The organism is Comamonas sp. Z3 (genome assembly GCF_008121565.1).
GTDB classification, from domain to species: domain Bacteria; phylum Pseudomonadota; class Gammaproteobacteria; order Burkholderiales; family Burkholderiaceae_C; genus Comamonas; species Comamonas brasiliensis.
Genome location: NZ_VOQU01000001.1, coordinates 528,446 through 553,004, shown reverse-complemented (window position 1 = coordinate 553,004; position 24,559 = coordinate 528,446). Strand labels below are relative to the sequence as shown.

Sequence of the window (24,559 nt, the reverse complement as noted above, 5' to 3'; positions counted from 1 at the left end):
CCTCCTCGTGAACAGGCCGGCCCCGCGCATGCCCGGTCGGTGCGGGGTATGCGGTGTTTGTCATGGCAAGCGACTTCGAACCTCTCGACGCTGAATCCGTGAATCGACCCATAGCATCTGGACACGTCATTCACAGCTTCGAACATGTCTTGTCGCATGGACTACACGGCACTCCTGGTCACTACACCAGACTGAGGTTTCGAAAGGAGGCGCTTATGAAACCGAAAGACCATTTGACGGTGGCAAGCCCTGACGAAGCCAAGGTGAATCTCAGGAAAAAGGGCGACTCGCGGGCACATGGCAACGAGTCCCAGCTGCCGCACGAGCGGGATCAGTCATTGCATGCAACCGGCGGCAATGTTCACCCGGAGATGGAGCAAGCCCACAACGACCTCAAAAGAGGTCTGGTCGATACCGATGCCAGGGCCAGCGATGGACGCCCCTTGGGTAGCCGAAGAACGACCTAGTCCGGCTCACGTCTTGCATGACCGTCACTACACAGGAGATCCGATGCCATACCTTGATATTTCCCAATCCAATTCCAGGCCCCTAAAACTGCACTATCAAGACTTTGGGAGTGGTCCGCCCGTTGTGCTCATTCATGGCTGGCCTCTGAGCGGACGCACCTGGGAGCCTCAGATTGCCGATCTGGTTGACGCCGGATTCAGGGTGATTGCCTATGACCGACGAGGCTTTGGCGCCTCCTCCCAACCCTGGGGTGGCTACGACTACGACTCGCTGGCCAGAGACCTCAATGAGCTGATCACGGAGCTTGAACTGGAGAAAGTCTGCTTGGTGGGCTTCTCCATGGGCGGCGGCGAAGTGGCTCGCTACATCGGGACCTACGGCACCGCCTTTATCCGATGTGCGGTGTTCGCAGCGGCTGTTCCACCGTTCCTGCTCAAGTGCGAGACGAACCCGCAAGGAGCGGTCTCCGAAGCGGACGTTGCGAAGAAGGAGCAGGCCGTTCTCCAGGATCGTCTGAGTTTTCTGGATGAATTCACGCAGAAATTCTTCTCGAATGCGCCAGGCAGCTTGCTGGTCAGCGAGGCACAGCGCGAGTACGCCAGGACGATTGCGGCATTTGCCTCGGCGAAGGCAACCCATGCCTGCATCGGTTCCTTCTCGAGAACCGACTTCCGCGACGATCTGCAGAAAATTGATGTGCCTACGCTCATCATTCATGGCGACAGCGACCGCATTGTTCCTCTGGAGGTCAGCGGGGCCAGAACCCACGATGCAGTGAGAGGCAGTCACATCCATATCATCAAGAACGGGCCGCACGGCTGCAATCTCTCGCATGCCCGGGAGTTCAATCGGGCGCTGATCGATTTCATCAAGGCTCACTGAGTCTCTTTCTTCGCTGCTTTGGAAAGAGTCTGCCTTGATTTCAACCACCCCCTACCAGGCCTGCATTGATGAATGCAACGGCTGTACCGCCGCTTGCGATTCATGCTTTGCATGCCTGCCTCAAGGAAAGCGATGTGCAGATGATGACCTGCTGCCTCATGCTGGATGTTGACTGTGCAGCAATCTGATGTCTCGCTGCGTTCTCCATGGCTCGCAACAGCGAGATGGCCAGGCATGTGCCAATGAATGCAAACAGCACCCGCCCGCTTACGTCAAGCCTGTGCAGATGCCTGCAAAAGTGTGCCGCAGACTGTGAGCCATCTCTGCAACTCCGTCTGATGAGACGCTGATCTGAGCCGACGTCGCTATGGCTTGGATTGGGGCTTGGCTCTGCCCGAGCCGGACTTTTTCCCGCCCCCGGACTCTTTGTTCACCGTGGCCCAGGCGATCTCTTGGGCTCTTTTTTCGCTCACTCCCCGCTCCTCATAGCTCTCTTCGATATGTGCAGCCTGGCGCTTCTGCTTGTCCGTGTATTTGGACTTGTCCCCTCTTGGCATCTGCGGCCTCCTTCAGGGCTGGGGCGCAGGTTCTGGCGGAAGCTGCACCGGAGGAACATCCTGGGGAGGATCGATCGGCTTGGGCTTGGAGGGAGGAATACCTGGAGGCCGATTCGGATCCTCAAGCGGGGGGAGATTGGGGGCATCGGGGCCGGTCGAATTCAGAATTTTCATGACCTGTCTCCTTGGACTTCATCCCACCTTACTGTCGCTGCTGAAGCAAGTAAATGGCAGAGCCTGGTCGATGCCGCTCATCGTTACAAAAGACAGGTTTGGTCTCCGACTTCCTACAAAGTGGTTTTTGATGAAGCGTCATGCTTGAACCACAGCAAGCAACCGCTTGTTGTTCACCTCAACTGAAGGACTAGAGTTATGCAACAGCAAAACAACCAGCAGAACAACGTGAATCAACAAGGTCAAAACGCGGCGGATCAGCAAAAAAAGCAGCAACAGCAGCAAGCCCCAAAGCAGCAACAGCCTGGGCAGCAGCAGGGTCAGCAGAAGCAGCAACAGGCAAAATAGGACGTGATAACGCGACCAGTGGGCGTGAAGATGTTTGCCACCCTTTGACAAACAAGCAGTATCGAAGCCTTTACTGGCCGCTACAGATGGGGCAACCTATCAAGAGTCCGAATTTCAATCAGCAGCAGTGCAAATGCAATAAGCGGCAACTCGGCGAGGAAACAAAGCCATCGCCTAGTATTCAAATGCATTGACTGTCCACGCTGAAGGACTGCTTGATACGACCCTGAAATTTGCCCGCTTCGGCGGGCACTTTTATGGGTTCATCCAACTCTTACCGACACCAACTGGTCTTGTGGCGCAGCTGGCAGCACACCCAGAATCTGGGGCGCATCTTCTTCGATCGATTGAATGACGACACTTCCATCCATATGCAGATGGACTCGTACCGAAACATTCGCGTCAATATCGGTAAACGCGACATCGGAGTCCAGACCCTGCCAACCATCTTCGATACAGAGCTTTCTGTTCAGCAAAGCCTGTACAAGCACTTCAGGAGCACCGCCCTCAAGATGAGTTTGCGCCCACAAACTCATGATCAGATCATGCGCGTCCTGCTGACAATGACATGGCTTTGCGGCTTCAATCTTGCTCAGCCAGTCATGCAGCTTTAAATCAAATGGCGCAGGCGTTCCTGGAATTGGCATGTTCCTCCCGTTTGTAAGAATGATCCTTCAACTTACGCGAAGTCATCCCTAGCTCTAAACGGTTTTACCCAAAGTAACAAGATTCACACAGCACCAGCCTTGAGTTTTCGTGTTTCTCAAATGCTGTTCTTCAGCGCCTCCCAGATCGATCTCCGTCAAGTTGATCGCCAGATATTCCTCATTCAGATGGCGGCGGCATGAGCCAAAGAACAGGTACCCCAGGCCTCATTCCGAAGAAAATCAAGCTCCTGAAGCCGATGGGCAGTGCGTCACGCAATACACAATCTCGACCCGTACTGACTTCCTCATATTTCACAGGTCCTCAGGCACACATCCGGATGTATCGATATCCATGCAGATCTGAGGCATACATGAAAAAAGGCGGAGCATGAAACTCCGCCCCTACGTCTTCAGAGTACTGAGCTTATTGACCGAAACGTCTCTTGGCATCCGCTATACAGGCCTCTTTGACATCGCCGGACAACGGATCACAGCGCTCTTTGGCAGCCTTGTAATCCGCTTCCCTGGTTTTCTCGCTGGCGTCCTTTCTTGCGTTGGCAATATCACCTGGCTTTGCAGACGGATCATTTCGAAATTCGGAAACTTTCGCGGACTCCAGTGCCTTTACATGCGCGGCCTTTGCATCTTTTTGACACACATCTTTCGAATTGCCAGAGAAGTCGTCGCACTTTTCCTTGGCCACTCCGTAATCGGCATCAGCCTTCGCTCTGGCGACCGCATACTGGTTTTTTTCGTTGGGCTCGGCTTTGTATTTCAGCTCCGCTGACGACACCTTCTCAGCGCCTTCCGCCTGCTCTTCACAGACGTCCTTGGCATTGCCCTTCAGTGTTTTGCATTGCTCTTTGGCGGCCTTGTACTCCGCGCTGATACGTTGCTTCTCTGCTGTGTGTTCCGCGGGAGTCAAAGCGAAAGCCGATGTGGTTAATGCGGTTGCGGCGTAAACGATGGCCAGCTTAGGGTTGAACTTCATGACACTTTCCTTTTCAGGTTGTTATCACGATGCCTTTAGACGTACGCAATGGATCGTTAACCCGCCCAACGGCGGCGCTGCCTGAGCGTGCGCCTCTGTTGTGCAGGGCGAACTTTGACTCTAGGACTCATATGCCTGGCACAGCGTCAGGCATACCTAAAAATGAGGGTGGGCCTGAGCCTACGCTGGCCATCCACAGGCGCTCATCGGTTCAGGGCCCGGAACCCGCTGCAGCCAGGAATGCACGAGGCTCCCAGGCCCGGCCTGACATGGAGCAACTTCAAAAATCGGACTGCGCTTCAGCGAGACTTATGCGAAGTTGTCTCACAGACATGCATGGCGATGCCATCTAAGTTTGGACATACGCGGCTGGCCTGACTCCGGCAGGAGCTGCCAGCCTTGTGTTCACCCCATCACTCAGAGACCCACGTATGTCCCAAATTGCACAAAGGAAAAACGCTCACGCGCGACTGAAGATTGATACCCAAGCTCTGGAAAGAGCCAAGCGCAGCCTGGATGACGGAGCTGTCGTTGAAGAAAAAAGCCCCTGGCGCGAGGACATCATCCAGCTGCTGAATGACTCCCTGGCCACCGAACTGGTCTGCATTCTGCGATACAAACGGCACCACTTCACCGCTACCGGCCTGTCCTCTCCAGCCATAGCTGGTGAATTTCTCGTACATGCCAACGAGGAGCAATCCCATGCCGATCGAATAGCTGCGCGCATTGTCCAACTGGGCGGTGAGCCCGACTTCAATCCGGCCACGCTTGTTGACCGCAGTCACGCTGACTACGATGAGCAACTGGATCTGCATTCCATGATTCGGGCCAACCTCGTTGCGGAACGTGTGGCTATCGAGGCCTACACACAGATGATTGCCCTCATCGGAGATAAAGACCACACGACTCGCCGTCTGATTGAGCAGATCCTTGAGCAGGAGCAGGAGCACGCTGACGAGCTGTCCGACTGGATGCATAAATAGCAGCCGCCATCAGCATCTGAGCGGGGTATGGGGCCCAATCCACCGACTCCAGTATCCGTTGCCGCAGCTCAGCCAGCCATTGCCAACACCCGAAGCCGACGCAGGCAGCGCTGTTATCTCGGGCACGTGTTATCTCACACGCGGTGTCCTCACCGCGATGAGCGCCTTGAGTTTGCCGCGCTGCAGTCCGTGCATGCCCACCCGCTGTACAGCCACCGCATGCTGTGCAAAGCCGTGCATCGGTCAATGCCATGCCGCTCTTCGGCCACACTCCAGAATTGGAAACCGATGACCTGAGGCTTCAGTGCTGCAGCAAGGTTCTCATCGCTGTCATTCAGCCCTGGAATGAGCAGCCGCTGGAAACGATCCGGTTTGCTGACGAACAGAACACAGCTACCAGAGGCTAAAAACCGGCTTCTCGCCAGAAGACACTTGTCGCAGTTTTCACAAACTGCGCTGCAGCGGCTTCCCAACGACCGCGAATGGCGACTTTGCCACGCCAGCGGTGCTGAAAACCGGTGTCTGCCTCCAGCGGTGTCACCACATCCAGCACCACTCTGTAGACCGGGCGCTCCGGGTACAGGGTCGATTGCATGCTTCGAACCTGAATCATGCCGCCAGCCGCCGAAGACAGCGCCGCCTCCGAGAGAGTACGACTCGCATCCTGATCGACGCTGCGCACCCTCAGATCCAGCACCGGCCCCACACCAGCGTCAGCGATGAAAATTGCGCTGTCGCCGGTGCTGATGCGCTGGACATCTTCTTCCTGCACATAGGCAAGAACCTCCAAGCGATCACGGCCCACGACCCTGCCCAGCAGCTCGTTGCGGGCGAGCCAGTCCCCCGACCGCAGATCAGGATCCACATCTCGCAGCACTCCGGCGCCCGAGGCATTCAGCCGGTATCGGCTGGCTTCGGTTTCCACCGCCTGCTGTTGGGTGGCCGCCTGCAGCTGGCGCTCCTGCAGAACCTGCCAATCTCGGCGCAGCTCCGAGTCGAAACCTGCCGCAGCTATTTGCTGTGAATACTGGATTCTCTGGGCATCGTTCTGCGCCTGGGCAGCCTTGAGCGCCGGGGAATCCAGCACAAAGACAGGCGCATCCAGTGCGATCGTATCTGCGTTGCCAAGTATTTGCTGTTGCAGCTGCGATGCGTCAAGTGCATGCAAAGGCCAAATATCACTGGATTGCAGCATGCCCTCCGTGCGAATCGGGGCAGGCATCGGAAGCCAGCACAGCGCAACAAGGACAAAGGCACCGACAGCGCTCCAACGAGCTCTTCGACTACGCAGGATTTGAGGCCAGCGTGAAGACCACGCTGAAATCTCTGACCAGACAGGCTTGGCAATGAACCACACAATTTCCACCAGAAACAGCAAAATGCCCAACGCCTTGATGAAGAAGTGATAGACCAAGGCCGCAATACCCAAGAAAAGAACCAGTCGATAAATCCAGGTAGCCCAGGCAAACAGGATCAGCCCGCGGCGTTTGGCATTGGAGAAAAACTCTGGCGGAGGTTCTCCGAGCTTGAACAATCTCTCCCTCATATCCCAGCGCGCCAGGGCAAAGGCACGTGAGTGCAAATTGGGCATTTGCAGAAAATCGGACAGCAGAAAATACCCATCAAAGCGCATGAATGGGCTTGCATTGATGGCCAGGGTGCTGACCCATGTCGTGGTGGCCAGCAAGAAGGCCATGGATCGGGGTGCACCTTCTGGTAACCAGACCCAGGCCAGCAAGGCCCATGCGGCAATGATCAGCTCCGTTACGATTCCAGCTCCTGCCACCTTGAGGCGCTGGTCACGCCGTGTCAACTTCCAGACCTCATTGGTGTCTGTGTATGCCACCGGCCACAGCACCAGAAAGGCGACGCCCATGGTGGGAACGCGGCATCCAAATCGCTTGGCGGTCAAGCCGTGCCCCAGTTCATGCAATACCTTGACAAACCCCAGAGTCAAGCCATAGGCCACCAGGCCTTGCCAGGTCAGCGAATCAACCAAGGTCGCGGTAAACACACCCCACGCGCGGGAAACGCCCCAAAGTCCAGCGCACAGAGCCAGCAAGGTAATCCAGGCAAAAGTTCGACTGAAAAGAAAGTCCAGCCGCGGCGCCCATCGTGTCAGCCATCGATCGGGCTTGATCAGAGGGACCCGAAAAAAGAGGTAGTTATGCAAAAGCCATTGCATCCAGCTTGAACGCCTGGACTGCCAGCGCTCGGCCAGCGTGCCAGCACTATGGGGAAGTGGTTCCAGCAGATCATTGCGCTGCGCAAACTGGAAAAGCGCGTTCACGTCCTCCTGATGCAGCGTCAATGTCGTTTGAGCATTCACATCCTGCACGATCGCGTCAGCGGCACCAAAATGCCAGCGCTTGAACACCTCAAAGCTGGCCCAGTCCAGCTGGAAAAACAGATTACGCACGGGATCATGCAGGGTCCAGCTGGGCTGGCCATCGGGCAGCACAGGACCGGCAAGCAAATCCAGCTCTTCACGCAATGCAGGCCATTCGGTACTCATGCCGACTTACCAGGCAAGGAACTGCCGCAGGACGGCCCAGGGCTTGCGCAAAACCCAATAGACCAGGGGCACCCAATCGCCTTGCAGTTTGGCGGTACCTTTGAGGCCAATACGGGCTTCCGCCCTATTGGGCGGCATGGTGGCTCGCACCCGGTAGGCGTAGCTGCCATCCGGCCTGGCACTGGCGTCGTATGCCATGTACCGGAGCTTGCCCTCCAGACCAGCCATAGGATTGGCAGCCAGATACAGCTTCACCATAGACCCCTGCTCCAATGGAATGGCATCCCCGATGGGGATCCAGGCCTCGATTTCCACCTCATCAGGCCGGGCAATGCGCATCACGCGCTCGCCCGTCTGCACCGGCTTGCCCAACCATTCCGTGGGGGAGTCAAACAGGACCATGCCATCTTCAGGTGCCAGCACCCGGCTGCGCTCACGCTGATCGCTCAGGTATTGCACCTCGGCGCGCTTCTCGCCTATACGCCCGACGAGCACGGCCAGCTGCGCCTTGGAACGAGCATCGCCCAAGGCCAGCTGGGCCGATTGCCGGTACTCGGCCTCAGCGGTCAGCAAGGCTTGCTGGGCAACTTCCAATCGGCTGCCGATCTGCGCCTCATCCAGTCCAAACAAGCGTTCACCTTTACGGACCACTTGGTTGGGCTGGACATGAATCTGATCGATGACGCCATCCAGAGGTGCTCTCAACACCACAGGCTGGGCCGCTACCAGTTCACCCGGAGCAAGAACGCTCATATGCACGGGGACAGCACCAATCGCAATAAGCCCGCCAATGATCCAGACAGGCTTTTTCTGCCACCAGCTCCTGGCCGCAGCTACTGATACCGCAGGCTTTCGCCAGAACCTGGATTGGCCTGCCTGCAATGCGGAGTAAGCATGGAACCAGATATGACACCATTCGGCGAGCAGCGGAAAACGCTGCTCTTCAATAGGCTGCGCCCCTGAAAGCAACAGCCCGCCGCAACAAACAGGTGTCTGGGCATCCTGCACAAGAGGCACCCAAATCGCATAGGCGCCCAGCCATTCGTTCCAGGAACTGGCCAGCTCGGGAGGAAGCTGGGCCGGCTCAATGCGCCGAACCTGAACGGATGGCTGCGCCTGGAGAAACTGACCAACCCCGTGCAGCCACTGCGCATAAGGAGTGTTCCTGTCGGTCTCGACCACGCCGGACAGCGCTGTCACACCATCGTTGTCCAGCCACAAACATGCTTGACGATAAGGCACGAGCAAACGGCTGTCGTTGACCAGCAAAAAGCGCAGTTCGGCGCTGCTGCGTGCGGCCCTGGCTCGATGCCCAAGCTCGAGCAGCAGCATTGCCGGGTTCGCGCTCTGAGGAGAAACGGCTGCATTCATTGCATCGGCACCTGATATGCAGCACTCATGATTCCATCAACCATGAACATACATGGACATCCTTTTCCCGGCCTGCTGATGAGCCGCATGGGCCATCTTTTCACTGAGACCCGCCCGCCCTGCCGGCACAGCCGAGGTGGCCCGTGCATCGCCGACTACCAGCTTGACCGTACGCACCGACTCATGCCCTTTTCCGTCGCTGACCTTGATCTGCAGCACCAGCGTGGTGCTGAGGTCCTTGGGAGCGTTGATGGTCAGCTGGCCTGTATGACGGTCCAGGCGCACCCATGCGGGCAGCTCCTGCCGGTCGGCGAAGCTGAACCGGAGTGATGCGATATCCCACGGACTATCCGACGCCAGGAGGACGGGCTTCAGGTCCAGAATGCTGGCTCCCGTCGAAACGGAGAACTGCTCCGGCACCGGATCAGATCCGGAGCGGATGACTTCTGTGGGTGTGAAAAGAGACACCCCCATCCAGTCATTGACGCCTGCAATTGACTGCGGAACTCCGTATCCGGACCAATGTTCAGAACCCTGCATCCCACCGCGTTGAGACGACGTGTTGAGCGCCGCCGAGGTGGACCGCAGAAAATCTGCATTCGGCTCTGACACCTCTGAAGCTTGAAATGGTGCGAGACCAGACCCTGCAGGCAGATCATTCATGACGGGTAGGCCCGGAGGCTGCACTGCCGGAGGAACCAGGGGTTCAACAATTCCGTTGAGTGAGGTCACCCGAGATGCATTGCCCGCCGCGTCCTTTTGCTGGACCCAGAGACTGAATGCCCCGAGACCCGGTAGCTGGACGGAATTGCCGCTGCCCTCAAGCCAGGAGGCACCATTGTCCAGGGAATACTGCCAGCTTCCCCCCGCTTCCAGACCGGAGATGATGACCAAGCCTGTTGGAGAAACTTGTCGTCCCTCCACCAGCGTGGCTTGGTCGAGAGTAATTTCCGGCGCAACCGGATCCAGGGTATCGATGGCATAGACATTGGATGCCGTAGTGCCCGTTCCGCTATTGCCAGCCGCGTCCACATAGCCGGTGTTGTTCAGCGTGATCAGATTGCTGGCATTGGTGATACCAGCCGTTGGCGTCAGGGTCACCGTCCAGGTGATGCCACCATCGCTGGACGTCAGATTGCTCAGTGCTCCGTGCTCAACGCTGAAGTCGCCAACATCCAGCCCCGTCACCGCTTCGCTGAAGGTAATGATGACCGTGGAGCTCTCGCCCACCGCCAGCGCCGTGTCGTTCACCACAATGGTGGCTGTCGGGCGCTGGGTGTCGATGGCGTAGTGGTTCGAGTCCGTCGTGCCGGTGCCTGCGTTGCCTGCCGCATCCACATAGCCGGTGTTGTTCAGCATGATGACATTGGCAGTGCTGGTGATGCCTGCCGCAGGAGTGAAGGTGGCTGTCCAGGTGATGCCTCCATCGCTGCTGCTGACGGTGCTCAGCGTTCCGCTGCTCACCGTCAGATCGCTGTTGTCAAACCCGCTGACCGCTTCACTGAAGGTGATAGTCACCAGCGTCGTCTCGCCCGCTGCCAGTGCAGTGTCGCTCACCACGATGGTGGCTGTCGGGCGCTGGGTGTCGATGGCGTAGCTGTTCGAGTCCGTTGCGCCGGTGCCTGCGTTGCCCGCCGCATCCACATAGCCGGTGTTGTTCAGCGTGATTAGATTGCTAGCATTGGTGATGCCGGCCGTTGGCGTCAGGGTCGCCGTCCAGGTGAGGCCGCCGTCGCTGCTGCTGAGGTTGCTCAGACTGCCGTTCTCCACAATGAAGTCACCAACATCCAGCCCCGTCACCGCTTCGCTGAAGGTAATGATGACCGTGGTGCTCTCGCCCACCGCCAGCGCCGTGTCGTTCACCACAATGGTGGCTGTCGGACGCTGGGTGTCGATGGCGTAGTTGTTGGAGTCGGTGGTGCCGCTGCCAACGTTGCCCGCTGCGTCGGTGACCCTGGAATTGTCCAGGGTGATCAGGTTGGTGGCGTCACTGGTGTTGGCGGTTGGCGTGAACGTCGCCGTCCACGTGATGCCGCCGTCGCTGCTGCTGACCGCGCTCAGGGTGCCGTTGGCAATGGTCAGATCGGCGTTGCTGAAACCGCTTACCGCTTCACTGAAGGTAATGGTCACCAGCGAGGTCTCACCGACTTTCAGCGCGGTATCCGCCACCGCAATGGTCGCGGTCGGACGCTGGGTGTCGATGGCGTAGTTGTTGGAGTCGGTGGTGCCGCTGCCAACGTTGCCCGCTGCGTCGGCGACCCCGGAATTGTCCAAGGTGATCAGGTTGCCCGTGCTCTCCAGGTTGACCGTGGGCGTAAAGATCGCCGTCCAGGTGACGCCGCCGTCGCTGCTGCTAACAGCGCTCAAGGTGCCGCCGCTGACGCTCAGATCGGCATTGGTGAAGTCGTTCACCGCTTCGCTGAAGGTGATGGTCACCAGCGAGGTCTCACCGACCGCAAGGCTGGTGTCCGCCACGACAATGGTGGCTGTCGGACGCTGGGTGTCGATGGCGTAGTTGTTGGAGTCGGTGGTGCCGCTGCCAACGTTGCCCGCTGCGTCGGTGACCCTGGAATTGTCCAGGGTGATCAGGTTGGTGGCGTCACTGGTGTTGGCGGTTGGCGTGAACGTCGCCGTCCACGTGATGCCGCCGTCGCTGCTGCTGACCGCGCTCAGGGTGCCGTTGGCAATGGTCAGATCGGCGTTGCTGAAACCGCTTACCGCTTCACTGAAGGTAATGGTCACCAGCGAGGTCTCACCGACTTTCAGCGCGGTATCCGCCATCGCAATGGTCGCGGTCGGACGCTGGGTATCAATGGCGTAGTTGTTCGAGTCGGTGGTGCCGCTGCCAACGTTGCCCGCTGCGTCGGTGACCCCGGAATTGTCCAGGGTGATGAGGTTGGTGGCATCGGTGATGTTGGCGGTTGGCGTGAACGTCGCCGTCCAGGTGATGCCGCCGTCGCTGCTGCTGATGTTGCTCAGCGTGCCATTGGCCACCGTCAGGTCGGCATTGGTGAAGTCGTTCACCGCTTCGCTGAAGGTGATAGTGACCGTGGTGGTCTCTCCGACTTGCAGCGCCGCATCCGCTACGGCGATGGTGGCCATAGGTCGCAGGGTGTCGACAGCGTAGTTGTTCGAGTCGGTGGTGCCCACTCCCGCATTGCCCGCCTTGTCTGTCACTCCGGCGTTGTTCAGCGTGATCAGGTTGACCGTGCTCTCCAGGTTGGCCGTGGGCGTGAAGGTCGCTGTCCAGGTGATGCCGCCGTCGCTGCTGCTGACCGTGCTCAAGGTGCCGCCGCTGACGCTCAGGTCGGCATTGGTGAAGTCGTTCACCGCTTCGCTGAAGATGATGGTCACCAGCGAGGTCTCACCGACCGCAAGGCTGGTGTCCGCCACGACAATGGTCGCCGTTGGGCGCAGCGTATCGATGGCGTAGTTGTTCGAGTCGGTGGCTCCCACTCCGGCATTGCCCGCCTTGTCTGCCACACCAGCGTTGTTCAGCGTGATCCGGTTGACCGTGCTCTCCAGGTTGGCCGTGGGCGTGAAGGTGGCAGTCCAGGTGGTGCCGCCGTCGCTGCTGCTAACAGCGCTCAAGGTGCCGCCATTAACGCTCAGATCGCTGTTGTCAAACCCGTCCACCGCTTCACTGAAGGTGATGGTCACCAGCGAGGTCTCACCGACCGCAAGGCTGGTGTCCGCCACGACAATGGTCGCCGTTGGACGCAGGGTGTCGATGGCGTAGCTGTTGGAGTCGGTGGCGCCGCTGCCGGCATTGCCTGCCTTGTCTGTCACGCCTGCATTGTTCAGCGTGATCAGGTTGCTGGTGGCCGTGATGTTGGCGGTCGGCGTAAAGGTCGCCGTCCAGGTGATGCCGCCGTCGCTGCTGCTGATGTTGCTCAGCGTGCCATTGGCCACCGTCAGGTCGGCGTTGGTGAAGTCGTTCACCGCTTCGCTGAAGGTGATGGTCACCAGCGAGGTCTCACCGACCGCAAGGCTGGTGTCCGCCACGACAATGGTCGCCGTTGGACGCAGGGTGTCGATGGCGTAGCTGTTGGAGTCGGTGGCGCCGCTGCCGGCATTGCCTGCCTTGTCTGTCACGCCTGCATTGTTCAGCGTGATCAGGTTGCTGGTGGCCGTGATGTTGGCGGTTGGCGTAAAGGTCGCCGTCCAGGTGACGCCGCCGTCGCTGCTGCTGACAGCGCTCAAGGTGCCGCCATTAACGCTCAGATCGCTGTTGTCAAACCCGTCCACCGCTTCGCTGAAGGTGATGGTCACCAGCGAGGTCTCACCGACCGCAAGGCTGGTGTCCGCCACGACAATAGTCGCCGTCGGGCGCACAGTGTCGACAATCACGCCAGACGTCGCGCCCAGGCCGTTAAGGGTCAGAACGAGGTTGTTGCCAGCGGCATCACGGACGCTGCCACCATTGAGGTCAAGACTGGCGCTGACGCTGATGCCGTCGGCGTCGTTGTCACCCGCCTGGACGGTGTACTGGAAGACCAGGGTCGAAGTGCCGGAACCGGACACCAGATTGGCGAATACCGTGCTGCCGCCGATATCCAGGAGCAGCCTCGGGACGCCGTTGACCAGTACTGTTTCGCTGATGTTGACCGTGAAGGTCAGGGTGTCGCCGGCATTGTAGGCAGCGCCGGCCGGCACGCTGACATTGCTGACCGTGGGCACCACGGCATCGACCAGCACACCGGTGGTGCTCGCCACGCTGTTCAGGCCGGTGATGATGTTGTTGCCGACCGTATCACGCAGGGTGCCGCCGTTGGCCTGGATGGACGAGCCCAGGGTGATGCCATTGGTGTCCAGCTGACCGCTAGCCGCCACTAGGCGGAACACCAGGGCGCTACCACCGCTGCCGCTGAGGTACTGGGCATAGACGGTGCCGCCAATGTCCAGGGTCACAGCGATACGGGGCGTGCCGCCGCTGGTGTCGACGATGACGTTCTCGCTGAAATTCACCGTGAAATCGAGGTTTTGCCCGGCGATGTAGCTGCCGTTGGCTGGCACGTTGACGCTGGTCACCGCTGGCGCCACGCGGTCGATGGCGTAGGTCTCGCCGGTCAGGCCACCGGTCACCGCGTTGTCGACCGCATCGACGATGCCGGTACCGCTGCCGTTCAGGGACAGGGTGACGTTGCCCGCACCGCTGAGGTTGTCGATCACCACGGTGTAGGTATGCCCGTTCACCTGGATGACACTGGCCAGGGTGCCGGTGACGGTTCCGCCAAAGGTGACGTCAAAGTCGCTTGCATCGACGCCGCTGACATCCTCGCTGAAGGTCACGGTGTAGCTGACCGAGCCGCTGTTGGACGGCGAGCCGCCCGCGCGGACGATGCTGGTGACGCTCGGCGCCACGGTATCCACCACCACCTCGGCGGTGCTGCCGACGCTGTTCAGGGTCAAGTTCAGGTCGTTGCCGGCCGCATCCTTGACGCTGCCGCCATTGAGATCGAGGCTGCTGGCGACGCTGATGCCGTCTGCATCGTTGTCACCGGCCTGGACTGTGTACTGGAACACAAGGGTCGAGCCACCGCTGCTGCTCGCCAAAAAGTTGGCATAACGGGTAGTGCCGCCGATATCCACGGCCAGGCGCGGCGAGCCGCTGGTGAACACCGCTTCGCTGGCATTGACGGTGAAGCTCAGTACGTCGCCGGCCTTGTAACCACCATTGGCAGGGACAATAACGTCGGCCACCGTCGGCACCACGCCGTCCACCAAGACTCCGCTGCTGCTGCCAGGCGTCAGCGCAATGGCACCATCGTTGCCGGCCAGGTCGCGCAAGCTGCCACGGTTGAGCTGAATGCTGTTGCCCACGGTGATGCCGTTGTTATCCTGCTGCCCGCTGGCGACTACCAGGCGGAACACCAAGGCGCTGGTGCCGCTGCCGGAGAGATACTCGGCATGGGCGATACCACCGGTGTCGAGTGTCACCTCAATGCGCGGCGTGCCGCCACTGGTATCGACAATGACTGCCTCGCTGAAGTGGACCGTGAAATCCAGCCTCTGCCCTACTCCGTACGCTCCATCCACAGGCAAATCGACATGGACCACACTCGGCGCTGTGGTGTCATAGACATAAGCCTGCGGCAGAATGGCACCTTCATTGCCCGCGGAATCACTCACCTTCACCTGTAGCGTATTACTGCCTAGATGAAGAGTTGCACTTGCGGACCAGTTGGTACCCGAAGCAGAAGCGGTTATCCAACTGGCACCGCCATCCAGCGAAATCAGCACCTTATCGCCTTGCGCCAACGGCGCCGACAAACTCCCACTGATGGTCTGCGCACCCACATTGGTGATGAAATCGCCTCGCACACCGCTGTCGTTGGAGAAGTGAATTCCTCCCGGTGTCGCTGTCGGCGCCACCATATCAATCTGCAGTGAGGAAAGCATCCCCGCAGTGCCCGCATTCCCGGCCGCATCCGTATAAGAGCCTGTATTGACCGAGATGACGGCAGAACCATTGGCGACACCGCTGTTCGGCGTGAATGTGGCGGTAAACACCTTGGGGTCGCTGGTGGCCGTCAACGCGCCCAAGGTTCCCCCGGCCACAGAAATAGCGGCGGCACTGAATCCCACAGGCGCTTCCGAGAATGTGAAAGTGATCAGCGCTGGCGTCACACCATTTACCGTCGCCACATCGCTGGAGATAACGACTGTAGGGGCTGATTGATCCAATATATAAGCCGCTGAGTAAACCGGCCCTGAGTTGCCAGTGCTATCGGCCACGCGCACCTGCAAGACCCCGCTGCCGAACAAAGTTTGGCCGCTCAAGGTCCAATCACTGCCCACCACAGTGGCTGCGGCCCAGGTCGCGCCGCTATCCAGTGAAACTTGTACCGATTCACCAGTGACCAGATTGGTCGACAGCGTGCCGCTGATGGTTTGCGCGGAAATATTGGTAATCAGGTCGGAAGCACTTGCCCCCGTGTCATCGGAAAACTGAACGCTATACACCGTGGTGGTCGGCACACCAGTCTCGTAATGGATAGTTGCACTGCTTGTGCTCTGCCCCAAATTGCCAGCAGCGTCCGTGTAACTGCCGGCGTTTATCGACACCTCTGCCAAGCCTGAATTTACATTCGCCGCAGGTGTGAATATTGCCGTATAGACCAGCGGATTGGCTGTGACTGCGAAGCCACTCAACGCTCCACCCATCACGGTGACATCGGTCAAGTCAAAGCCCTGGGGGGCTTCACTGAAAGTGAAAGTAATCACAGCAGTCTCACCCGCCTTCAGGCTGGCTGCACTGCTAGAGATCACGGCCGATGGTGCAGCAGTGTCGATCGCAATGGGGGCTGATATCCCTCCAACACCCGCATTGCCAGCCATATCGGTGTAAGTGCCAGCCCCCAACGACACAGCGCCGCTGGAGCCCGTAAGTCCTGCAGTTGGTGTGAAAACTGCTGTATAGACCAGCGGATTGGAGGTAGCAGTGAAATTGCTCAAGGTGCCGTTCGATACGTTCACGGCGCCCAAAGTGAAACCGCTTGGCGCTTCGCTAAAGGTGAATGTGAGGGTTGCCGACTCGCCCGCTTTGAGCGCCGTGGCGCTGCTGGTGATTACGACGGTGGGCACTGTGGTGTCCAACACATAAGAGAAAGAGGCAGCCGTGCCGACGTTACCCGCGGCATCTACGACTCGCACTTTCAGAGTGTCGCTGGCGATCAGCGTCTGACCAGCCAGCGACCAGTTGGGAGAGCCCGGGGAAGCAGAAGCGGTGGCCCAGGTGAAGCCGTTGTCCAGTGAAACTTGTACCGATTCACCAGTGACCAAATTGGCCGTCAGCGTGCCACTGATGGTTTGTGCCGCTGTCTTAGTGACCAGGTCAAAGCTGGAGCTACCGGTGTCGGACGAGAAGATCACCGCGTTGCCTGTCGTGGTCGGCGCGATGGTGTCGACCACGATGTCTTTGTTGGCCCCCAGCGAACCGGCGCTGCCAGGCGCTGCCAGTGCCAGCGAGGCATTGCGACCGTCGAAGGCATCGGAGATGACCGCGCCATTGAGCACTAGGGCATTGATGCTGGCGTAATCCAGGTCGCCGCTGTTTTGGCCGGCACCCACGATGTAGGTAAAGGTCAAGGTGCTGGTTCCACTTCCACCGGAATAAGTCGCGGTGCCGCCGGAGCTCAGGCTCAGGGTTGGCACGCCGCCAAAGGTATCGACAGCCACCGCGCGGCTGAAATCGACGGTGATGGTGATGGTGTTGCCGCTTTTGTAGCTGCCGTCGGATGTGCTGGAACTGACGCTGGTGACGCTGGCCTGGGTGCCGTCGACCAGCACGTTAGCGGTGTTGCCGACGCTGTTCAGCGTGAGCGTGGCATTGTTGCCGGCAGTGTCACGCAGGGTGGCGCCATTGGCGGACAGGCTGCTGACGGTGATACCGTTGACATCGGCATCGCCGCTGGTCACTGTGTAGCTGAACCGCAGCACATTGGTGCCGGAGCCGGAAACGTAAGTGGCATAGCGCGTGGTGCTGCCTATCACCATGGCGATGCGCGGCACGCCGCCTGTGGTGTCGACCATGACGGCTTCATCGAAATTGACGCTGAAGGTGAGCTCATCGCCACTGTAGTAAGTGCCGCTGGCCGGCACTGCGGTCATGGTGACTGCGGATGGCGTCGTGTCGATCTTGATCACTAGACCAATGGATACGGCAGAAACATTGCCCGCCGCATCCGTTGCGGTAGCAGTGATGCTGTGGCCACCTTCGCCAAGCGTGCTGGCGGTACAGCTCCAGACGCCGCCAGTGGCCACCACGCTGCCGATGAGGATCCCACCGTCGTAGACATTGACGGTGCTGCCACTTTCCGCAGTGCCGGTAAAGGTCGGAGTGGTGTCGTTGGTAATCTGGTCGCTGCTGGACGTACCCGTATCGCTGACACTGCTCAGTACAGGTGTCGAGGGTGCGGCAGGTGCGCCGGTGTCCAGCACATAGGCCTGACTGTGCGCCGTGCCATAGTTGCCAGCGGCATCCGCCACCCTGAGCTGCAGGGTATTGCTGCCGGCCAGCGTGACTCCGTTCCAGCTGAAGGCAGTGCCACTGGCCTTGCTGGTGATGTCGGTCCAGGTGGCACCACCATCCAGTGAACCCCAGAGCACATCACCGACGGCCAGGCTGGTGCTCAGCGTGCCGGTGATGGTCTGGCTGGGGGTGTTGGTGATGAAATCGCCGGCGGCGCCGCTATCGCTGGAGAAGCCCAGGCCGCTAAAGGTAATGGTGGGCGCGGTGGTGTCGTAGGTATACGACCGCACCAATGTGGTGCCGTCGTTGCCGGCGGTGTCGGTGACCTTGACGCACAGGGTGCTGCTGGAGGCCAACGTGACGCCGGCCAGCGACCAAGTGTTCTGGCCGACGGTAGCTGTGGCAGCAGTCCAAGTGGTGCCGCCATTGATGGAGACCCATACCGTCTCGCCCAATTGCAGATTGGCCGACAGAGTGCCGCTTATGGTCTGTGATGCGGTATTGGTGATGAAGTCGCTTCCGGAGATGCCCGTATCGTTGGAGAAGCTGACGCTGGCTACAGTTGTGGTCGGCGCCATGGTGTCCAGGGTGTAGGCATGGCTACTGATCGACCCGTCGTTACCTGCAGCATCGACCACCTTCAGCATCAGGGTATTGCTGCCACTAATGGTCACACCATTCCAGCTCAGCGTCACACCGCTGACCTTGCTAGTGATATCGGTCCAGGTGGCGCCCCCATCGAGCGAGCCTGTTACCACATCGCCAGCACCCGGTGTGCTGCTGAGGGTGGCATTGATGTTTTGGCTGGCGATGTTAGTGATGAAGTCCGAGTTGCTGGAGCCGGTATCGGTCTGCAGCGATAGATTGCTAAAGGTGATCGTGGGCGCCGTCGTGTCCAGCGCGTAGCTGTGTGTGTAAGCGACGCTGAAGCCGCTGGCGTTGGCGACACGGGCCTGAAAAGTATTGCTGCCGGAGAGAGTGGTGGTAGCGGTCCAGCTGTTCGAGCCGACGCTGTATGTGGAGGCATCGCTCCAGGTGCTTCCGTTGTCATACGACACCTGCACTTTCTCGCCGACTGCCAATACCGCTGACAGCGTCCCGGTGATGGTCTGGCTGGCGGTATTGGTGATGAAGTCGCTGCTGCTGGTACCAGTGTCGGCCGACAGCCCGGCTGTGCTGACTGTGGTGGTGGGAGGAGCATTTGTGTTTCCACCAATATTGCTCAAGGCAATATTGTCTAGCCCCCAAATAAACTGCGCTCCTGTGGCCTCTGTAATCACGACCTCAGTCACACCAGTGAAATACTCAGGGTGTGTGGCATTTACCAATGAAAATGACCAGCTATTATTAGCCCAGCTGAAGGTAAAAGTTTCAGAACCCTTGCTGGTAGTCAATTTAAGTACGAGATTTTGTCCATCAATCGTGGCCAGCGTGAAACCGGTGAGATCAAATATTTTTCCACCGCTCACAGATAGCGTGAGTTGCGTTTCCAAATCATTGCCACCCTCACCGGTCGCCAGCATCAGACCCGAGGCATTGCTTGCATCTACTCCGAAAATATTTATCTCTGTTGACACCATTAAATTGGCATCTTTGGCCGTAATCACCAACGTATCTGCACCAATGGTTTGACTTATAGCTCGAGATACCGTGAGATCCGGTACATTCTCAAAATCAAATGTGGTCGTGGCCAGCAGACCTTGGTAGCTGCTGGCGGCAAGGACATTGGCCTCAATGCTGCCGGCGCTGTATTCCAGTGCCCAGTTGCCTCCCAGCAAGGCACTGCCAGTCGTATCACTGGAAGCTGCCACATCTGCCCCCGTGGCCTGGGATAGTTGCTGGAGGAAGTTCTGCCCCACAAAACTATGGGCCAGATCGCATCCATAGAGCAGCAAATCGCCATTGACTTGGAGCGCGCTGCCCAATTGGGACAGCGCGGCCTGCACCCGCACATCCGGTAGGCTGGCATTGGTCAACAAGGTGCTACCAAGGTACAGTTGCCCATCACTGCCATGCGAGAAGATGTGAATTGCATCCAGCCCGCTTTGACCGGCCGCCCAGGCGGCAATCTGCGCAAGGCCATCGGCTGAACCATCGAACTCGACAATCGCAACACCGTCGCGCACCACCGCTTCCAGCGATTGGTAGTTGGCCAGTGAGGTGTCGACCAACACTACTTCTTTTTTGCCACCATCTTGCGCCGGGAGGCCGGCCCGCACTTCGACGGCCAGCGGCACCCACAGGGGCGCACCATCATGTGCGGCATCCACCACCATGGCTGCAGAGGCCACATGCGCAGCATCGGTTGCGGCAGCTCCATCGAACATGAAACGCTGCTCCAGCGCCAACGGCCGCACCGTGGAGACCATGGTTGCAGGGCCGGCGGGATGAGTATTGCGGCTGGCCACACGGGAACTACCACGATTGAAAATGCTGAAAAGCTTCATGATGGTTCACCAATCCTTAAATAACCAAAGAAGTTGCAGCAACAATCTGGGCCATTCGCAAAGTCACTCATGCCACGCTGCAAAAAAAAGAAACGCCACTGCCATCGGCTGCAATGCAGTCATTCAAGGTCGCTGCGGATAAAGACCATTGACGACCATGCAGTAATTCAATGCCAGCCGAGGTGGAACAGTGGGCACTGCGGTTGTGGGCCCTGGTCCAACCGCTACTGTGCCGGTTACTTCCATGGTCACTGCGCCGGCAGCTTGGCCGGTGACACTTCCGCCGGAAACCGTCAGGTTATGCGATGAGGGCACCGCGATTGGGGTGCTTCCTGAGGGATAAAAATTGGAAAGCGACCCCGTTTTTCCAACTGTGTTATTTGTATTCGTCGGTATTGCTACGCCCCCAGTGGGGCTTGCATTTCCATTCAATGCATTAACGGTGACATTCCCCGAAATACTTTGCCCAGTGACTGTGGCCCCCGTCAATGGCACACTGATTTGGCCAGATGCAGTTCCTTTCATATTGCCCGTAATCGTAGGCATATCGGTATTCTTCAATAGCACCGATTCATTACCGTCCTTTTTACCCAAGGGCAGGACTGGAAACCCCGATTCGGCTGTCGACGTATATCCAGCCGACACACGACCACGCATATCCGGCAGCTGAAATGTGCTTTTGCCATCTCCACCGTAGGTGACGCCAATCAAGCTGTACAAAGCCTGATAATTATTAATTTGAAGTACTCTGCCGTCCATGCGCTCAGTTCCCGCAGGGCACCAACTGAATGCCACCACACAGACTGAACCCGTATAGTCTTCCGTACCACAGGCCAGTACATCACCCATGGGGGCTGCACCCAAAATGGCGAGCGCTGCGGCTCGCGTTGCCCAAGTATCAAGCGGCAAAAAGGAACGAATTTTCATGGTGTGTTTCAGGTTTAAAGTGGAAGACGCTGCAATCAACGGCCTGCATCCATCGGCGGCGCGGCGGTGCACAGTGAATGGCCCAAGGCATTAGGCTCTTTGTCCTTGATGCCACAGCTGTAGCCAGAGCCTCCCATGGAGCCGCCATCCGCTAACCGAGCGACGTACCACTGGTTGCCTTCCAGCGCCTTGCAAGCGGCGGCGTTGAACAGTGCAGCCTCGGGCACCGTCAGCAAGCGGCTACCCGCCGGGCAGCTATTGTCTTTGTTGTGGAGCTGGAGCGGCTGGCTGTAGCACAGCGTGGCGGATTGCTTGCTGCTGTCCTTGTGCTTAACGTGGCACCAGCCCCCCGCAGTGCTGATGACACCACCTCCTGCCAGCCTGGCGCTGGCCGTGCTGCCAAGGGCTTTGCATGCCTGCTCCTCATAGGTCATCGCCGCGCCGATGGACAGCGCATAGCTTCCGGCGGGGCAGGCTTGCTCACCATCGCCACTGGCCAAGCGGAAATCCGCCGCTATGCTGTTCTGTGTGGCCAGGGCCAACAAAGCTGCGGCCCACAGGGCGGATGGGCGAAGAGAAGGACACGCTAGAAAAGAAGTGCTCATGGTGTTGACTTTCAAAGCGAATAACGGTTGCGGATTCCTGTACCTCAAACCTGAAAACTTTCTAATACATTGATGCTCGTACCTATGCAGCCTCGCCAAAGCATCTGCTGGGCCCAGAAGACCCAGGCCAACGCGCTCCTACTGCGGCGCTGCCGGCTGCACCAGCAGCACCTGCCCGCTCATGCCGGCGATCAGCTCGTTGAACTTTCCGTGGATGGCCGCATTGACCTTCACGGACTGGCTCACCGGGTCCACCCGCGCGGCCAGGCGCTGTACCTTGGCAGGGTAGGTTTTGCCGGTTTCGTCAATGCGCACCTGGAATTCCGAGCCCGAATGCAGCCAGCTCAGCCAGCGCGAGGGCACCAGAAACTCCAGCTCCAGCGCGGAGTCGTCCAGAATGTCCAGCAGCGCCTGACCCGGTTGCGCATATTGCTGCTCGCGGATCTTCTGTTCGGCCACACGACCGGCATAGGGCGCAGTGATCTGGCATTTGCTCAGCAGGCTGCGGTTGGCGGCCACTTCGGCCCTGGCCTTGTTCCATTCAGCCTGGGAGATATCCAGTTCCACCTTGCCAACAGAGTTCAGCTCCGCCAGGCGCTGGTTGGCCTTCCAGGTCTTCTCGGTGGCATCCACACCCGCCTGGGCCTTGTTCAGCTGGGCTTGCGGCAGGCTGCAGTCAAACTGCACCAGCAGTTGGCCCTGGCGAAAGGCCCCGCCCTCCACCACGGGCAGGCGCTGCACCTTGGCGCCGATTTCGGCCGCCAAGGTGGTGTAGCGGCGCGGTGCGAGCTGGGCACGGATCTCGCGCTGATCCAGCACGCTGGGCAGGGAGGTCTGAGTCCTGGGAAGACTGTGGGCTGCCGGGCCGGTCTGGGCCCAAGCGCCCAGAGGCAGGCCCAGCGCCAGACCCAACATCAAGGGAGACACGCAAGACTTCATTGGAATTGACCTGCGTCCCAGCTTTGCAGCGATTTGCCCACCGCCTGCGTGAGTTCAGGCAAGGGCATGCTGTCCGAGCCTTCGATCACGGGCTCCATGCCCAGGGTCGCTTGCAGACGTGAGCTGGCGGCCTGCATATTGGACTGGGCCTGATAGCGGCGCAGCACGGAAAGAATGGTGGTGGTCTGCTGGGAGACGCGCTCGAGGGCGTTGAGCTTGTCGGCCTGCACCTGGTTGTTCACATGCTCGGACAGGCGCTGGTCCACGGAGGCAATGGTCTGTGCTCTTTCATACTGGCGCACGGCGTTCGCAAATTGCAGACGGGCTACATGCAGCTGTGTCAATACCGCCATCTGGGTAGCCAGACGACGCTGATCGGCCAGCTGGACACCCGCATCGGCCAGCTGACGCTGTGCAGGCAGGGACAGCAGTCCCAGCAGATTGAAGGAGATCTGCAGGCCGGCATCCTGCCAGCGGTCGTTGATCAGATAGCTGTCGCTGCTCTTGTTGACACCGTAGTTGAAGGAAAGGCCGGGGAACATGCGCAGCATGACGCGCTTGGTCTCTTCATTGGCGATACGGGCGTTGTACAGGCTCTCGCGCAGATCCGGGTTCAGCAGCAGGGCCCGGTCTTCCAGCTTGTCCACGGGCTGCTCCAGCCAGCGCTGGGCATTCGAGGCTGCAGGCTCGATCACGCGCAGCGGCTGGTTCAGCTCGGCAGGAGACACGCCCATCAACGAAGCCAGTTCGATGCGCGAGGAGGACAGCTCCTGCTGAATGGCCTCCAGCAGGCGGATGTTCTCCAGCAACTGGCGCTGATAGCGCAGCGGCTCCATGGGGGATCGCAGTTTTTCCGCCTCGACCTTGCGTGAGTCTTCCAGGGCTTTGTCTGCATCCTGGCCTGCGGTCTGCAGAGAAGACTCCAGCGCCTGGGCCGCAGCCACACGCCAGTAGGCGATGCGCACATCCTGGATCAGCGTGTGTATGGCCTTGCGGCGGCGCTCGGCAGCGATCTGGGCGCGGTCGGCATGCTGGCGTGCGGCGTAATAGCTTTGACCGAAGTCCAGCAGGCTCCAGGAGAAGCTCAGCGATGTCAGTGTCGATTCACGATCCGAGGAGATATAGGGATGGGCCAGGGAAGGCGCGCCCGTGACCGAGTCCGTGCTGCGGCTGATCAGGTCCTTGTCGCGATAGCGGTAGCCGGCCGAAGCCACCAGCTTGGGCAGCATGTCGAACCTGGCAACATTGGCCGTGCCCTGGGCCACTGCCTCTTCCATGCCGCGCAGGCGCTGGGCCGCGTTGTATTTGATGGCCCGCGCAATGGCCTCTTCAAGGCTCACCGGCCCGGTCACTGCAGCCACGTCCTTGCCAAGACTCTGCCGATCGGCCCGAACCTGCGACTGAATTTCTTCCGTGGAAAGTGCCTGGCCGGTCAGATTGGCGCAACCGGTGAGCCAGATGGCCGAGCCTAGCAAGGCCGTGAGCCGGACACGGCCACGAAAATGATTCTCGGGCCGGCGGTGAGCAAGGGCGTTCATATCTGCAAGGAGGTGATGGCAAAGACGGTTTGACAACAAGACCCAAGCAAAACTCATGCGCAAAACTTAAAAAAGTATGCATAAGTCTTAATTGTCAAAAAATGTGTCCACGATACTACCCAGCAAAAATCACAACAGCAATCACTGAAATCAGGTATTTCGTCCTACAGATGCGCTGTTTCCAGGCCCTGCT

General features: G+C 59.1%; 14 protein-coding genes. 4 read left to right on the top strand and 10 right to left on the bottom strand.

From position 1 onward, the window contains the following. The first annotated feature begins 215 nt into the window (after positions 1-215). Both FSY59_RS02605 and FSY59_RS02600 read left to right on the top strand, forming a co-directional pair. Positions 216-467: a hypothetical protein gene (locus tag FSY59_RS02605; protein ID WP_003056886.1), complete on the top strand. Its 252-nt coding sequence runs from the start codon at positions 216-218 to the stop codon at positions 465-467. Positions 468-480: 13 nt separating this feature from the next. Then, positions 481-1,350, top strand: coding sequence for an alpha/beta fold hydrolase (locus FSY59_RS02600; protein ID WP_304513060.1), 870 nt, complete (start codon positions 481-483; stop codon positions 1,348-1,350). Positions 1,351-1,919: 569 nt separating this feature from the next. Here the strand turns inward: FSY59_RS02600 and FSY59_RS27285 are convergent. Continuing rightward, entirely contained in the window at positions 1,920-2,081 is a 162-nt protein-coding gene (locus tag FSY59_RS27285; protein ID WP_187427881.1) for a hypothetical protein, read from the bottom strand. Between the two features lie 198 nt (positions 2,082-2,279). Between FSY59_RS27285 and FSY59_RS02585 the strand changes: the two genes are divergently transcribed. After that, a complete protein-coding gene (locus tag FSY59_RS02585) occupies positions 2,280-2,429 on the top strand; it encodes a hypothetical protein (RefSeq protein ID WP_003056894.1) in 150 nt (49 codons plus the stop codon). A 263-nt stretch (positions 2,430-2,692) separates the two neighbouring features. Here the strand turns inward: FSY59_RS02585 and FSY59_RS27280 are convergent, their stop codons facing one another. Further along, complete coding sequence (locus tag FSY59_RS27280) at positions 2,693-3,076, bottom strand: hypothetical protein (protein WP_172671722.1); 384 nt, start codon at positions 3,074-3,076, stop codon at positions 2,693-2,695. A 424-nt stretch (positions 3,077-3,500) separates the two neighbouring features. Then, positions 3,501-4,067: a hypothetical protein gene (locus FSY59_RS02575; protein ID WP_148728414.1), complete on the bottom strand. Its 567-nt coding sequence runs from the start codon at positions 4,065-4,067 to the stop codon at positions 3,501-3,503. Between the two features lie 431 nt (positions 4,068-4,498). Here FSY59_RS02575 and FSY59_RS02570 point away from each other — a divergent pair, with 431 nt between their 5' ends. Next, positions 4,499-5,050 carry a bacterioferritin gene (locus FSY59_RS02570; protein ID WP_003056899.1) on the top strand — a complete coding sequence of 184 codons (552 nt, stop codon included), beginning with the start codon at positions 4,499-4,501 and terminating at the stop codon, positions 5,048-5,050. A gap of 403 nt (positions 5,051-5,453) precedes the next feature. On the opposite strand, the gene FSY59_RS02565 is transcribed toward FSY59_RS02570, so the two are convergent. The 7 genes from FSY59_RS02565 to FSY59_RS02535 form a co-directional block, all read right to left on the bottom strand. After that, positions 5,454-7,565, bottom strand: a complete 2,112-nt coding sequence (locus FSY59_RS02565; protein WP_187427880.1) for a site-2 protease family protein — start codon at positions 7,563-7,565, stop codon at positions 5,454-5,456. A 6-nt stretch (positions 7,566-7,571) separates the two neighbouring features. Continuing rightward, entirely contained in the window at positions 7,572-8,936 is a 1,365-nt protein-coding gene (locus FSY59_RS02560; RefSeq protein WP_148728413.1) for an efflux RND transporter periplasmic adaptor subunit, read from the bottom strand. A gap of 36 nt (positions 8,937-8,972) precedes the next feature. After that, positions 8,973-20,357 (bottom strand): Ig-like domain-containing protein, encoded by an 11,385-nt coding sequence (locus FSY59_RS02555; RefSeq protein WP_148728412.1) that lies wholly within the window; start codon positions 20,355-20,357, stop codon positions 8,973-8,975. Positions 20,358-20,480: 123 nt separating this feature from the next. Next, the gene (locus FSY59_RS02550) at positions 20,481-21,284 is read right to left on the bottom strand and encodes a phage tail protein (RefSeq protein WP_148728411.1); all 804 of its coding nucleotides are present in this window, start codon (positions 21,282-21,284) and stop codon (positions 20,481-20,483) included. 35 nt (positions 21,285-21,319) lie between these two features. Next, on the bottom strand, positions 21,320-21,784 hold the full coding sequence (locus FSY59_RS02545) for a hypothetical protein (protein ID WP_222864290.1): 465 nt from the start codon (positions 21,782-21,784) through the stop codon (positions 21,320-21,322). Positions 21,785-22,027: 243 nt separating this feature from the next. Further along, the gene (locus FSY59_RS02540; RefSeq protein WP_148728573.1) at positions 22,028-22,807 is read right to left on the bottom strand and encodes an efflux RND transporter periplasmic adaptor subunit; all 780 of its coding nucleotides are present in this window, start codon (positions 22,805-22,807) and stop codon (positions 22,028-22,030) included. 17 nt (positions 22,808-22,824) lie between these two features. Then, positions 22,825-24,366 carry a TolC family protein gene (locus FSY59_RS02535; RefSeq protein ID WP_003056910.1) on the bottom strand — a complete coding sequence of 514 codons (1,542 nt, stop codon included), beginning with the start codon at positions 24,364-24,366 and terminating at the stop codon, positions 22,825-22,827. Positions 24,367-24,559: the final 193 nt, after the last annotated feature.

Coding starts and splice junctions, on each gene's coding strand:
- FSY59_RS02605 (WP_003056886.1), top strand. CDS start 216: ATGAAACCGAAAGACCATTTGACGGTGGCAAGCCCTGACGAAGCCAAG.
- FSY59_RS27285 (WP_187427881.1), bottom strand. CDS start 2,081: ATGAAAATTCTGAATTCGACCGGCCCCGATGCCCCCAATCTCCCCCCG.
- FSY59_RS02585 (WP_003056894.1), top strand. CDS start 2,280: ATGCAACAGCAAAACAACCAGCAGAACAACGTGAATCAACAAGGTCAA.
- FSY59_RS27280 (WP_172671722.1), bottom strand. CDS start 3,076: ATGCCAATTCCAGGAACGCCTGCGCCATTTGATTTAAAGCTGCATGAC.
- FSY59_RS02575 (WP_148728414.1), bottom strand. CDS start 4,067: ATGAAGTTCAACCCTAAGCTGGCCATCGTTTACGCCGCAACCGCATTA.
- FSY59_RS02570 (WP_003056899.1), top strand. CDS start 4,499: ATGTCCCAAATTGCACAAAGGAAAAACGCTCACGCGCGACTGAAGATT.
- FSY59_RS02565 (WP_187427880.1), bottom strand. CDS start 7,565: ATGAGTACCGAATGGCCTGCATTGCGTGAAGAGCTGGATTTGCTTGCC.
- FSY59_RS02560 (WP_148728413.1), bottom strand. CDS start 8,936: ATGAATGCAGCCGTTTCTCCTCAGAGCGCGAACCCGGCAATGCTGCTG.
- FSY59_RS02555 (WP_148728412.1), bottom strand. CDS start 20,357: ATGAAGCTTTTCAGCATTTTCAATCGTGGTAGTTCCCGTGTGGCCAGC.
- FSY59_RS02550 (WP_148728411.1), bottom strand. CDS start 21,284: ATGAAAATTCGTTCCTTTTTGCCGCTTGATACTTGGGCAACGCGAGCC.
- FSY59_RS02535 (WP_003056910.1), bottom strand. CDS start 24,366: ATGAACGCCCTTGCTCACCGCCGGCCCGAGAATCATTTTCGTGGCCGT.